Annotated in this window: 14 protein-coding genes; 7 read left to right on the top strand and 7 right to left on the bottom strand. The window is 66.1% G+C overall.

The annotated features are described in order from the left end of the window. Positions 1-394: 394 nt before the first annotated feature. Positions 395-1,510, bottom strand: a complete 1,116-nt coding sequence (locus tag NA12_RS28285) for a hypothetical protein (protein WP_067458124.1) — start codon at positions 1,508-1,510, stop codon at positions 395-397. Between the two features lie 675 nt (positions 1,511-2,185). Here NA12_RS28285 and NA12_RS28280 point away from each other — a divergent pair. Next, positions 2,186-2,500: a hypothetical protein gene (locus NA12_RS28280; RefSeq protein ID WP_067458121.1), complete on the top strand. Its 315-nt coding sequence runs from the start codon at positions 2,186-2,188 to the stop codon at positions 2,498-2,500. Then, positions 2,501-3,907 carry a sigma-70 family RNA polymerase sigma factor gene (locus tag NA12_RS28275; RefSeq protein ID WP_067458118.1) on the top strand — a complete coding sequence of 469 codons (1,407 nt, stop codon included), beginning with the start codon at positions 2,501-2,503 and terminating at the stop codon, positions 3,905-3,907. Positions 3,908-4,029: 122 nt separating this feature from the next. On the opposite strand, the gene NA12_RS28270 is transcribed toward NA12_RS28275, so the two are convergent. The 3 genes from NA12_RS28270 to NA12_RS28260 form a co-directional block, all read right to left on the bottom strand. Then, positions 4,030-5,217: a site-specific integrase gene (locus tag NA12_RS28270; RefSeq protein ID WP_067458116.1), complete on the bottom strand. Its 1,188-nt coding sequence runs from the start codon at positions 5,215-5,217 to the stop codon at positions 4,030-4,032. 79 nt (positions 5,218-5,296) lie between these two features. Further along, positions 5,297-5,794: a hypothetical protein gene (locus NA12_RS28265; RefSeq protein WP_067458112.1), complete on the bottom strand. Its 498-nt coding sequence runs from the start codon at positions 5,792-5,794 to the stop codon at positions 5,297-5,299. After that, positions 5,791-6,252, bottom strand: coding sequence for a hypothetical protein (locus NA12_RS28260; RefSeq protein ID WP_132370408.1), 462 nt, complete (start codon positions 6,250-6,252; stop codon positions 5,791-5,793). Before NA12_RS28260 ends, NA12_RS28265 begins: the two co-directional genes overlap by 4 nt. Here NA12_RS28260 and NA12_RS33915 point away from each other — a divergent pair. Next, positions 6,223-6,465 carry a hypothetical protein gene (locus tag NA12_RS33915; RefSeq protein WP_132370406.1) on the top strand — a complete coding sequence of 81 codons (243 nt, stop codon included), beginning with the start codon at positions 6,223-6,225 and terminating at the stop codon, positions 6,463-6,465. The genes NA12_RS28260 and NA12_RS33915 overlap by 30 nt on opposite strands. 168 nt (positions 6,466-6,633) lie before the next feature. Here NA12_RS33915 and NA12_RS28255 read toward each other — a convergent pair whose 3' ends face one another. Beyond that, positions 6,634-7,260 carry a hypothetical protein gene (locus NA12_RS28255; RefSeq protein WP_067458107.1) on the bottom strand — a complete coding sequence of 209 codons (627 nt, stop codon included), beginning with the start codon at positions 7,258-7,260 and terminating at the stop codon, positions 6,634-6,636. Further along, positions 7,257-8,054: a hypothetical protein gene (locus NA12_RS28250; RefSeq protein WP_132370404.1), complete on the bottom strand. Its 798-nt coding sequence runs from the start codon at positions 8,052-8,054 to the stop codon at positions 7,257-7,259. Before NA12_RS28250 ends, NA12_RS28255 begins: the two co-directional genes overlap by 4 nt. Before the next feature lie 254 nt (positions 8,055-8,308). On the opposite strand from NA12_RS28250, the gene NA12_RS28245 reads away from it, so the two are divergent. The 3 genes from NA12_RS28245 to NA12_RS28235 all read left to right on the top strand — a co-directional run bounded on the left by NA12_RS28245 (position 8,309) and on the right by NA12_RS28235 (position 10,987). Then, positions 8,309-8,926, top strand: a complete 618-nt coding sequence (locus NA12_RS28245; RefSeq protein WP_067458102.1) for a hypothetical protein — start codon at positions 8,309-8,311, stop codon at positions 8,924-8,926. Between the two features lie 550 nt (positions 8,927-9,476). Further along, positions 9,477-10,406 carry a helix-turn-helix domain-containing protein gene (locus NA12_RS28240; protein WP_157106419.1) on the top strand — a complete coding sequence of 310 codons (930 nt, stop codon included), beginning with the start codon at positions 9,477-9,479 and terminating at the stop codon, positions 10,404-10,406. A gap of 245 nt (positions 10,407-10,651) precedes the next feature. Continuing rightward, positions 10,652-10,987, top strand: a complete 336-nt coding sequence (locus NA12_RS28235) for a hypothetical protein (RefSeq protein WP_067458096.1) — start codon at positions 10,652-10,654, stop codon at positions 10,985-10,987. A gap of 298 nt (positions 10,988-11,285) precedes the next feature. Here the strand turns inward: NA12_RS28235 and NA12_RS28230 are convergent, their stop codons facing one another. Continuing rightward, a complete protein-coding gene (locus NA12_RS28230) occupies positions 11,286-11,471 on the bottom strand; it encodes a hypothetical protein (protein WP_132370400.1) in 186 nt (61 codons plus the stop codon). A gap of 507 nt (positions 11,472-11,978) precedes the next feature. Between NA12_RS28230 and NA12_RS28220 the strand changes: the two genes are divergently transcribed. After that, positions 11,979-12,818, top strand: coding sequence for a hypothetical protein (locus tag NA12_RS28220; RefSeq protein ID WP_084473162.1), 840 nt, complete (start codon positions 11,979-11,981; stop codon positions 12,816-12,818). The last annotated feature ends 194 nt before the right edge of the window (positions 12,819-13,012 follow it).

Below are 13,012 nucleotides of genomic sequence, written 5' to 3'. Positions count from 1 at the left end.
ACCAGGGCCGGGTCGACGCGCTGACTGCCCGGACTGACACTTCTCGCGCGGCCGATTTCGCGTAGATGTCCTTGCCTGGCCCGACGTCGACACACTGATGATCTCAGCCGCGCTGCCTTCGAGCGATGTCCAAGGCCTGGAGCGCATCACGGCGGCGCCGTGGGTCTCGATGTAGGGCCGCGGTGCACATGGCGATGAGTCTGATCGGTGTGGAATCTCGCAGCCAGCAGGCGATTGCAGGGATGAGAACCAACATGACTTCTGTCGACACAGCTGGCGTCCTCACGATGGGGATTGGGCCCGGCCCGAGGCCAGCAGCTCTGTCTGATCTCACCGTAGCCGAGTTCAGCTCCTGCGCCCGTAGCCGCGCCGGTATGCGCCAGTCTGTATCGATCTACTCGGGAGATAGCCCTTGGCGGCGCATGGACTCGCGACTGAGGTCGAGCAGTGGATCGGCGATCGCGTCGAGCCGGGCGAAGAGTTCGTCGAGGTCGTCGCTGATCTCGCGGGCTCGGGCGCGGGCAGCGAGGCCACGTTCGTAGTAGTCCGGGTCCAGATCGCTGGTAGTGACGGGGATGTCGAAAGCCATTCGTGTGGCGACGATCTCGGCGACTTCGGCGCTGGTGAGTGGGTCGAGCTCGTCGACCACGCCGTCGGCCAGGCCGCGGCCGTCGAATCGGGTGAGCAAGGGCTGGTCGGTCCAGTGGGCGAGGAGTTGGTGGATCGGTTCGGTCACGTCGTCGGGAGCGGTGAGGAGGCGTTCGAGTTCGATGTGGCCGGTGGCGCGCGGCGCGTGGGCGAGCACCGTGGCCCAGCGGCGGGTCACCGCGACCGGACAGGTGATGGGCAGGCCGGACGCGGTCAGCTCCACCAGCGGTTGGCTGCCGACGATCACGACGGTGTCGCCCAGAATCACATCACGCTGGCGTAATCCGGCGATGGCGTCCCAGGACAGGCCAGCGGCCGCCAAGTGCAAGATGATCGCGTCGCGGCGTGCGGTCAGGGCGTCAGGCCAGCCGGTGATCGGCAGGTGCGGCAGCACGGCCTCGACTCGGGCGCGGTGGCCGGCGAGGCGCTCGGCGCGCTGTGGTCTCAGGACGCGGCGTACGGACTCGGCCTCAGCCGGTGACGGGAGGCCGAAAACCGTTCTCGTGCTCGGGACCGGTTGCGGATCACCGGATTCGCGGCGGGCGACGCGGTGCGCGGCGGCGACCGCGGTCGCGCGGCCGCGTTGGGTGGTCAGGGTTCCGGGGTAGGCGGCGAGGTAGGCGAGCAGCACCTGCGCCGATGCTGGAAGTACCCGGTGCTCGTTCGCGACCGCCCAGCACGCGAACTGTGTCCACTCCCGGTCGTGCTCGGGCCGCAGGCCGCTGACCCGTGTCAGGGCCCGGTCGAGCTCGGCGACGGCCAGGTCTTCATCGTCGAATCGTGTTGTGCTGGCGGCGACGTGACCGGCGACGTGGCGATGTTCCAGCGCCGCCGCATTCGGGTCATTGCTCAGGCCTGTCATCGGTCTCCAGTCTGCCCCAGGCCGAGCCCCTTGACGTCTTCGTGGCTGGCCACAAGACCGCCAGCAGGCGGGGCCGCGCCACCGGGATAGTTCCCCGATCAGGTGTGAGCTATCGACATCCGGCCAATACGGTTGCACCTCAACGGGTTCGACTACCCATGGTGTCAACTATCCTTGACACCATGGACGATGACATGCGTCACACCCATAGTGGGTCGATCAGCTTGCGCCGACCGGCCAGTTCGACCACGCAAGAGCGGCCAGGTGCGCCGCCGGGCACCGACACCCCAGGGGGCACCGATGCAGTGGGGCACTTCCCTTTGGCCCGCCGTCCTGGACTTTTCCTTGGCCAGGAGTAGGACGACGGGCCGTATTCGAGCGACGCGAGGCACCGATAGTCACAGACTGGCCACACCAATCAGCAAATGCTGCGTCAGGTTGTTAGACGAGCGGGCGGCGAAAACCGTGTCGGAAATGTGAGACAGTTCACAATTTCACGTCAAAATCGGCCCCTTCCGGACGCTTGGTCCGAAATCCGTTGCGCGACATCGCCTCATCCCATGAATATGCCGGGCCCAGACTCGAGGCAATATAGGTTCGTTCAGCCGTTCTCGGGACCTTTGGCCAGGAGTTGAGAACGGACGGTGATGTATTCGAGTGATGCGGGGTACCCGTATGTCCAACGATCCGACGACCCAGGAAGGTGTGCACATCGATGCACGCTCCCTGCGGGCATCCCTGCGCCAGCGCACCACCGGGGTGGTGCTCGCCAGCGATGTCTTCCTGTACGCGGTGACCGAGGGCCATTGGCACACCGGCACGATCGTGGTTGCGTTCGGTGCCGCCACTGTCCTGCTGGGTGACGTCGCGTTGTCGGTGTCGCGCCGGGTGCGCAACAACTGGCGCGAGGCGCGAGAGGATTACCGGCGCGCGCGGGCGATGCTGCGCAACGGTGCCGTGATCCTGCCCCAGACCGATCCGAACGACTAAATGCCCCAGGAGCAGGACACGCTGACGTTCGAGCAGTTCTATCGCTCGAACGTCAGCGTGCTCCGCGGCTATGTCGCCGCCGGATTCACCCATGCGCGGTTCGGCGGGTTGGCGCGCGGTGACCTCGACGACATCGTGGCGGAAACGATGGAACGGATGTACCTGCGCTGGAACGAGATCAGCGCGCCCCGGTCATACATGTTCATCGTGGCACGGCACGTCGCCATGGACATCATGCGCAGTGAGATGAGGCGCGGCAACCGTGTCGAATCGCTCGATGGCACGCTCGACGATCTTTTGGCGCTGATCGAATCCGAGCGCGACGATCCGGTTGGCAGCGCGATCAGCGAGGAGGTCTTGGCGACAGCAGTGAGCACCATGTCGATGTCGGAGAAGCAGGTGTTTCTGCGCCGGGTCGCAGGATCGAACCACCGGGCGATCGCCGACGATCTCGGACTTACCATCTCCGCGGTGAAGAGCCGCTTCGCTCGTGCGCGGGCGAAGGCGGTCCGGAGCCTGAGCCAGGCAGGCATGCTCGACGAGACTGCTACTCGCGTGTCCATGAAAACAACCGCGGGAGAAATTGCCGAGTTGATGCACCGGCTACAGCAAACCGCAGAGCACACTCAACTCCGCACACTCGTGGAGCGCGATCCCGCCGCACACGTCGCTCTCGACGACACGGACGGTGTCATCGAGCTGCTGCACCAGTTGCAGAAGATCGGCGCGCATGATCAGGTGCAGACCCTGGCCGAACGAGCCGTCGTCAGGATCGCACTCGACAACCCGCACACGGTTACCGCAATGCTGCACTGGCTACAGGAGGTCGGCGCACACACCCAGCTCAGCACGCTCGTGAAGCGCGATCCCGCCAGACATGTCGCCCTCGACGACACGGAGGGTGTCATCGAGCTGATTTACCAATTGCGGGACGTCGGCGCACATGATCAGATGCAGGCCCTGCTCGACCGGGCCATCGAGAATCTCGGCGTCACTTGGGGTGGGACAGAAGGCTTCCTCGACGGGGCTATCCGCCTGCTGGAGCAGGCCCTCGACAAACACGCGCAGGTCCTTGGACACGACCACCCCGACACGCTGGCCACCCGCATCAACCTTGGTCAGGCCTACCTGCGGTCAGGTCGGCATACGGAGGCAATCGAGCTGTTGGAGCGGACTCTTGCCGACTACGAGCAGATCCTCGGACACGACGATCTCGCCACCCTGGCCGCGAGCAGCAGCCTCGCTGGCGGCTACCAACTGACAGGCCGGACCGACGAGGCGATCGCACTGTTCGAGCAAGTCCTCGCCGACTACGAACAGATCCTCGGACACGACGACCCCCGCACGCAGACCGCCGTCACCAACCTCGAAGTTGCGTACCAGGCCCACATCAACAAGGTCTCCTGACGTACTACAACATCACGATCCCGGGACCGTGCCGACGACGTCGCTGGTGAGCGCCTGATCAGGCGTGAGCCGACCGTGCGGTAGCCCGTGCGAGATCGGTTGCGCCACGTGCTAATTGAGACTCAAATACCCAGGTCGACTCGGGCCGAGCGCTGTTCGCCATTCCGGTCGTAGCGCAGGGCCGAGGCTGCACTGCGCCACCCACCCAAGGCCATGACGTCGGTGAGCAAAGCACCGCGCTCGAAAGCTTCGGTGGCTCCACCGGCGCGCAGAGAATGCCCGCGCAGGTCCGGACGGCCGGCGGCAGCGCCCCGGGTTTTGATGATGCGCGCGATCTGCCGGTCGGAGATGGCGCGGTCCAGGGGTGGGCCTGCCTTGGCCAGTGGCCGGAACAGCGGCGTGTGCGGGTCTGCCAGTTCGGGCCACGCTTGCGCGCAGCGGTGGGTGTGTGGATCGGCGTCGTCGATGATCAGTGCCCGTTGGACCGCGAGCGACACGGCCCGGTTGACCGCAGCCTGGTCGATGGTGGTGTGCCGGTGGCGTTTCTGGCGCCGGACTTCGCGGTCGGCAGCACGGTCGCGGGCGTCGAGCACGACCAGCCATCGGTGCAGCCCACACCAGAGGCAGTACAGCGCCGGACCGGATCCGGCGCGGCGGTAGACGCGGGTGATCTTTTCCCGGTTGGCTTTGCTGCCACGCCGTCGGATGCTCAGCAGCCGTTCGCCGCCGCCGGTGGTGTCCGACAGGTCCGATGCTGTGAGAGCGGCGATTTCGCTGCGGCGGCCAAGCATGGAGAAGCCAGTGAGGATCATCGCGATGTCGCGGCGGGCGGCGACTTGTTCGGGCCAGGTCGCCGCGGTGGTGTGGGCGGTGGTGATCATCGCGGTCACGACCGGGTGATCAGCTGCTGGTGCCTGGTCGATTTCGCGTCCGGCCAGGGTTTGGGTGGTGCGGACTCCGGCCAAGACCTCGCGGACCTTCTCGCCGGTCGTCGGGTCGGGATGGCCGGCATCGTGGTGGCGGTCGGCGATCGCGGCGATCCACACCGCCAGCGTCGACGCCGCGAGGTCCTTGCGCACGGCGCCGAGGGCGATGTACCGCTCGACGGTGACCGGGTCGGCCGGTAGCGATACCAGATCCACTGTGCCGCACCAGGTATGGAACGCCTCCCATGCTTCGGAGTAGGCCCGCGTCGTGGCGGCGGGGGTCGCGGCCGCGGCGTAGTGGGTGCGCGCGGCGTCGGCGGCGATCAGGTCGGGGTGATCGCCGCCGGTCGCGACCGAGCGGAGCCGTCCGGGCTCGGTGCTCATCGGGGATGGACCGCCAGCACGGCGGTGGCCAAGGTCTGAGCTTCGATCAGGGCCGCCGCCCGCGCGGTGTCGAGGATGCTCATGCCCGTGCCGCCGATCCGGTCTCGCCGAGGAACTCGGCATGCTGTTCATCTCGTTCGCGTTTGCGCTCGAGGTAGGCAGGGGTGTCGCTGATCTGCACATCGTCGGCCAGGCCGAGGGCCCGGGTGACCGCAGCCAAGATGGCGCGGGCATGGGCGTCACCGAGTTCGCCGCGGACCACCGAGCGCAGGTCGACCCGGATACCACCACCGAGGCTGAGGGCCACATCCAGCAACCGGCGCTGGGCGCCGCCGAGCGGGCCGATATCGGCGGCGGCCAGCGCCGTCCAGTCCACGCGGGCGATGAGGTGGTGCCTGTCGTCGCGGTCGGTGACCAATCGGGTGGTGATGTGGGCGCGCAGGTCGCGACGGTCGAGCAGCCCGACAAAATCGAGGAGCTCGACCGCGGCACGCTGGTGTCGGCCCTCGGCGAGGTCACCGCCGGTGATCAGCCATTCGCGCAGCTTGTCGGTAGAGGCTGTGATGGGGTCGGTCATGAGGTGGGCTCTCCTGGGGTGGTGGGCATGGGGTGAAGCGTGACGGGGATGTCATCGAGTCCGAGCGCGATCGCGAGGTCGGGCCCAGCGAGGTCGGCGGCCAGGGCCGCGCGCACCGGCGCGAAACCGGTGATATAGGCGTCGAGGTAGTCCAGCGCGCGCACCCCGGCGCTGGTCCGCGCGGCCTCGTCGTAGTCGTCGGGGGTGCGAGCGGCCCACTGGTCCAAAGAGATCGAGATGTAGCGCAGCGCCGCGGCGGTGCGGTCGTAGGTCCGGGCCACGTACCAGGCCGGTTCGGGAAGGTCGCGTGGTGGCCACGGGTCGGCGCCGGGGTCCGGGAGCGGGCCCGGTGGCGCCGCGAGCGCGGTGGCCATCCGCTCGCGCACCGCGGCGAGGTCGATCAGCACGGTGTCGAGGATCGCCAGGGCGTGGCCGCCGAGGTAGGCGCGCTGAGCCACCGACAGCCTGGCACCGCCGCGCAGACCACCCCACTGGCCTATCGGCTCTCGGAGAAATTCGACGGTGGGGACGATCTGGTCGCACGCGTGGGCGATCTGGCGCCGACCGAGAAGCACGACATCCTCGCGCCCGGACTCGGCGCGCGTGCCGATAGGTCCGCGGGGGCCGGTCATGTCGAGCAGACGCAGGGCCGCGCGGTCGCGGCGGTATGACCGGTCATCGGTCGGCCAGCCTCGAAACAGCGGCCGAGAAGGTCGGCAGCTCGTTGCCGGGAACCGGCCCCTGATCCGGACCGGTTGCGTCACTGTGACGTTCGGAGAACAGAGATTGCGACGACCAGGGCGCGAGGTCGGCCGGGTCGTCGGGCTTGGGTTCATCGGTCACGATCGTCCCCCTGAGATCGGTGTCTGTTCGGTGGTGTCGTCGAGCGGAGTGCGGTAGATCGAGCGGGCCATGAGCACGCGGTGACAGTTCGGCCCCCAGGACGGGCGGGCGCTGACCAGCGGCATCCACTGGTCGGCGATGCGGTGCCAACTGTCGGGTCCGTGCGTCTCGTCGGCGTAGCTGCTGACGATGCGGGCCAGTGATTCGGCGACGGGCACACGGCGTTCCGGTGCGGTCCAGGCGCGCAGCACGGTCGCGAACTGCTCGCGGGCGTTGACGTCGACCCGCGACGGTTTCGGTCCGGTGTTCGGTCGGGGCGGGTCGCTGGGGTGCGGTCGGCGGTTGAGCCATGCTCCGGTGTGCCGCAGCCACATCAGCGCGCGGGGATCCCAGACGCTGGGGTCATCGGCGCCGGTGAGGGTGTGTTCGGCGTAGGCGAAGTCCCACGGGCGATGGCGATGGCAGGCTTCGTGATAGACCTCGTCGACGGCACAGGCCAGTGTGCCTACCGCGCGTCGTCCGATCGCGTCGAATGCCGCACGCAGGGAGTCGGATTCGCTGGGCAGAAATTCCGGCGCGGCCAGGCGCACCAGCGTCGGACTGGTGCCGGGATCGTGGGTCATCCGGCGTCGCTGGCCGGGTTCGTGGCCACCGCGTCGGCGAGGCGGGCGCGAGCGGCGGTGAGCTCGGCCAGCGCGGTGTCGAGCAGTTCCAGCGCGCGGGTACCGGCGTGGGCGCGGGACTCCTCGCTGAGAGTGGCCCAGTCACCGCGGGCGGTCCACTGCCCCAGCGGGATCCCGATCGACCCCACGGACTGAGCAGCGCGCTCGACGTCGCGGGCGACCTCGGTCCGCGCGAGGTACTCGGGGCTTGCGCGTAGCGCGGCGTGCTGTTCTCCTTCTGGGACCTGTCGTGCCGCGCGGCACGCGCGGTCGATCAGGGCGGACGTGGGCTCGGCGGCCTCGAACAGGCTCAACAGCGCGTCGTGCTGGCCAGCCAGGTCGGATACCGCTGCGGCCGGGCCGGTGTGTCTGCGTCGGGTGAAGAACGCGTCGGCGACCTCGTCGCTGTCGGCCGGGAGACTCTGCTGCGACGCGGGCGGCAAGGTGCGTTGTGCGGCGGTCACCCGAGCATCGTGGTCGTCATCGAGCCGGGGATCGGGGTGGTGGGGGTGGAGCTCGTTGAGCAATTCCAGCGCAGCGACCGGTGTCGTCATCAGGAGCCCGGTCAGGACTTTGACGTCGTCGAGGTCGACCCAGTCGTTCTGGCTCGCGAGCTGGAGGGCGACAGGTTCGACGATGTCACGGCACAGCCCGATGTGATGGGTGCTGTAGGGGCACCAGGGTCCGGCCTCGCTGTCGGACTCCTGGAAGGTCTCCGGGGTGATCCGACCCCAGTCGGTGGCGGCTATTTTCACGGCGTTCTCCTGGAAATCGGTGGCTGAGCTGCGGTTTCGTGCAGCGTAGCGATGGCCACCGACCATTTCCCCGGTCGCCGTGGGTGACTTTACACGGAAACTGTGCTCTAGCAGGGGATTTGCGGGGTACATGTCCGATAATCGACATTATCGGACACGTACCTGACGCGGGGTTGGAAAGTGGGCGACACCTCCCAAGGTTCATATGTGTTTTATATCTTTCTTTGTGTGGTGTGTTTCGCTAGAGTGGGGGCGTGACCATCCCCGGGCTCGTGACCAGCGGCGAGGCCGTCGAAGTGATCTACGACGGCACCGGCTACCGGTTCCGTCCCGCCGACCTACAGACCCTCGTCCGGGCGAACATCCTGGCCAACTGTGGGACCGGCAAGCATCTGCGCTTCGCTCTCGACGACCTCGCCAAGTTCACCCGGACGTTCCCGTATCGCCCGCATCTGCCGTTCCCCTACCTGGGCGTGTCGATCCTCGAACTCGCCGAGGCCCCGGCGTACGAACTACTCACCCCGCACGACCTGTTCCGGCGGTACGCCGGCTACGACCACGACAACGTCGCGGGCCTCGCCCCGTGGGAGCGCACCTACGCCATCACGGCCAAGTGGCGCATGGGCTTCGCCACCGCCCAGGCGGTCGTCGAGCAAGGGCTCCCGCTGCTGGGCTGCGTCAAGGGCGTCGTCACCCTCGACACCATCTTCTGGCCTACCGGCGTGGTGCGCCTGGTCGGCGGTCTCGGCTTCGAGGTCGCCCCGGATCGGCGCGGGCATCCCGAGCTCGGTTCGGGGGCGATCATCGACGTGCCACCGGGCCCGCCGTGGAGGCTGGTTCCCGCAGCCGCACCGGCGCTCACCTCTCGCTGAACTGCGGGGCGCGAAATGTCCAAACAGCCAACATCCCAAAACCTCTACGGTTCGGTCACATTCATCACGTGCAGAGGAGCTGATCGTGACTACGACCGAAACTCGTCCTGGCCGGGGCGGCCGCCAGCAGCGTCGCTGGGCTGTTGATATGGATCCGGCAGGACGGGCTGATCCACACGGCCGCAGCGTACGTCGCGATCTTCCACCCCGATCCAGGCCGACGGCGGGACGCGCGCCGGGTGAGTGATGCCTACCTGCGCGACCGGCCCCTCCCGTCTACCCGCGGCACCAAGCCGCGCGGCTTATCGAAACCTCGCCGCGGCCGCCGCGTCGACTCGGTACCCAGTACCGACCCTGGCGGGATCTCCTAAGCGCGCGGACACCGCGTCGGCAGGGAACTTCCTGTACGTTGCCAGGTCGCCGTTAGGCCGTTCGGCGGCATCGACCAGGATACGATGTCTGCGGGGGCCGGCTTCGCCTGCGAGACAGCACTTTTGCCCGAACTGCCTGCGGGAGGGTTGGTGTGGACACCGGGTACGCGACAGTGGACGTGGACACGTCTCTTGTCTCGGCGGCCGATCGGATCGATTACTGGAGTGTCCACAGCCGGATGAACCAGGGCGACATGCGACTCGGCTTCGCAAGCCCACAACAGTTCGCCGGAACCATGCGCGTGCAGCGCGGCGCCGGATTTCAGCTTGTCGATGCGACGGCCGACGCGGTCGACTACATCAGAACCCGCAGACAGGCTCTCTGCGATGAATACGGGACCGCTCTTCTCATCATCTCGCACGGCGCCGACATCGTGATCAGCCATCGCGACAACGAGATCGGGGTTCCCTGCGGTCGACTCGGTCTGCTGGACATGGGACGTCCGCTGTCTGTGTCGATTCCCGCCGGCACACGTGTCTGGGCGGTGGGTGTTCCCGGGGAGTATGTACCCCGCGATACGTTCCGGGATGACACCCCGCGGCTCCTCGGCGCGGAGCGTGGTTCCACAGCGGCGGTACTCGCCCTGTCGCGCACGATATCCGATCACTCGGGCAGCCTGTCCGGCCACGAATTCGCAGAGATCAGCGCCCGATCGATGGAACTGCTGAATCTCGCACTGCATACATCGAGCAGAGCGGAACAATCGCAGTCCGCCGCCCTTGCTCATACCGCCCGCTCCTACATCGCCGAGCGCAGCAGCGATCCGCGACTCACTCCCGACTCGGTGGCCGTGCACCTCGGCTGTTCGCGGCGAAAACTGGAATATTCGCTGCGCAGCATCGGCGCATCGGCACCAGCTCGCCTCATCGCCGACACCCGGGCCGAGCGCGCCTACCGAAGGTTGACCGATACCCAGGAGAACGCGTCGATCAGCGAGATCGCCTATGCGTCCGGGTTCGACGCCCTGAGCACCTTCCACCGTTCCTTCGCCCGCCGCTTCGGCAGATCTCCCACCGAGGTACGCCGAAGGCAACAGCGCTCGCCCTGACCCAGCGGCCTCACTCATAACCCTCATGCGCAAACTGGGAAGAAGACTGCGCAAAATGCGCAGAAAATCGCTCTGAACTGCCCATATCCTGAGATCTAGGCACGAGAGGCGCCGTCAGATTTTGGAAGTTGGGTTCAAAAATGCTTGGTTTTACACGCGGTATGAAGCGGGAGGTCGGTGCGACCTTGCCCGCTGTTCCGGCCGTGGTGAAGTGCGGTGCAGGCCGCCCCACGTCAGTGAGACCGATGGACCGTGCCGACAATTGGAAAGGGGTCACCATTCGTACGCGAATCCTTCGTCGCGCTGGCGCGCTCTGTGTTTCCGCCTCGGTCGGTCTCGGCATCGGTGTGTTCGGCATGGGTACCGCGGCCGCATGGCCTTGGCCCGCGAATGTCGCGTGTGGATACGACAACTTTCACGTCGGCAACACCTACTACACCCATGACCATGTGCAAGATCCTGGCAACGTCCAGTGGTATCGCGTCACTACGGACAACTATTTCCCCTGGGGCCACGCGATGGACAAAACCAACGTCTGGGGCTCCAACAACTGGACCTCTTGCCCGTTCCCGCAGGGTTAGCCCGAAGCCGGGCACGCACAAGGTCGACACCAACAAGTGGACAGCCTCGACCGCGGCTCGGGTGCGAGGTCGACCTGGAGCGACGAGGGCATCTCGCCGTCGCGACAGGCACGATCGTCGATGTCGCACAGGGCAACGTGTGGGAGCTGGCGAATCGGATGACGGGTACGCTCGGCAGTTGTTCGCTGGCTCCGTGAGCTTGTCATTTGCGGGGTTGCACCCGCAAATGCGCATCGGCGTAGCTGCTCAGATAGTACGTCCGGGCTTTCAGTGGCGATGAAGAGAAGACCGTGCATCGTCAAAGCTTGAGTTCGGCGATGACCAGGCTGGCGAAATCTCGTTCAGCTTGGCGTAGTCGTTGTACATCAGCGTTCGGAATCAGCCCACGACTGTGCTGGGCACGAAGTTTCACGAAGTCGAAGGTGTCCGCAGCGAGCTTGGTCGCAGCTTCGACGACGACGTTCGATCCTGCGACCACCATCACCGGCTGAGTGCTCCGTCTATCCGCGCATCATGCTCTGCGCGGCCTTCGGCGGCGACACTGCCAAGAGCGTCGGGAGTCGGTGCGACAACCTGGAACTGAAGTTCTGAGTACATGACATATCGGCGGAAAGTCCGGATAGCCGCAAGGAATTCTATGCATGCGTCCCGACGCTCGGTCAGCCGCTTGTCTGCGATAGACAAGGTATGAGGACGCGTTTGCACTCGCAGGGTGATTAGACCGCCGATGACGACACCGTCGATGGCCGCGACTGGGCTGAGGGTAGTCAGGAACGTTTGCATAAGACGGGCCCTCTGATCGAGTTCCCAAGAGCCTACTGCGAATTGGGACCGTGTTCCTGCGAATCTCGCGCGCGGTCGGCCTCGGCTGCTCCCCCGCCGCCCCGAGTTATCGGTGTCGAAGTCCTGTTCCGGTGATGACCGTCGTGTTCGGGTTCACCGGAGTGAAAACGAGGGGCGGCGGCAGATCGGAGGTGACATGATCTGAGGCGTGGCTGATCTGGATTTCTACAGCGATCGTGTGCAGGGCCCGGAGCCGCGCGATCGGGAGGAGCTGCCCGAGAACACCCGCAACGGGCTGGTCGGAGCGATCGTCGGATGGATCAATCTGCATTGGTTCGCCGAGCGCTTCCCCGAAGAGTGCCCGGACGGCAACAACGTCTGCGGCACGACGGTTGGGAACCTGCTTGCCGATATCCGCGCGCTCATTCCCGGTATCCGATTGCCGCTGCACGGCGACCACATGAGCGATATCGAGACGTTCGATCTGCTCGAGTACGCCTACCAGCACATCTCCAAACCGACGCGCGTCAAAGACCACAGCTATCACAAACATTGGGAACTGCGCTTCGATCGCAAGTCTGCGCTCTCCGAGTTCCGCGAACGGGTCAACCTCATACTGGCCCGGGGCCGCGCGAACTACGAAATGGACACCGACGGGCGCATCGTCCGAATTGGGTCGGCGCCGGTTCGTCGCCTCGTCCACGATCTTCGCCCGGCCACCGGTGACGAGGATCTGGACAATCTGATCCGCTCTGCTCGCGAGTTATACGCCTCGAAGGATCCCGAGCAGCGCCAGGTCGCGTTGGAAAAGCTCTGGGACGGCTACGAACGCCTAAAGACCTTGCGCGATCCCACCGATAAGCGACGTGGTACCGCCGCGTCGATTGAGATGATCGAACCGCCAGAGCTGCGCAAACGTGTCAATGAGGAGATGAACGCGCTCAGAGAAATCGGCAACGAGTTCCAGATCCGACACTTCGAGGTGGGCAAACCTCGATACCTGACTCCGCCCGTGACTACCTCTTCACCCGCCTGGGCGATCTGCTGATGTGGATCCTCGCCGAGAACGGTTTACTGGCAGACGATTCGGACGACTAGCGCCCGCATGATCCGTCGGTGATGCGGCGGCCGGGGTGTACGTGGCCCGGAGCCGGAGCAGAGATTCCCTGACCTCGCGAACCGTCGACGCCCTCGGGCGCTCGTCGGCATAATTGCTGGAACGAGCGATTGATCTGGAGTGCT

The organism is Nocardia alba NBRC 108234 (assembly GCF_001612665.1).
Taxonomy (GTDB): domain Bacteria; phylum Actinomycetota; class Actinomycetes; order Mycobacteriales; family Mycobacteriaceae; genus Nocardia; species Nocardia alba.
This window is presented reverse-complemented; position numbering and strand designations above follow the sequence as displayed.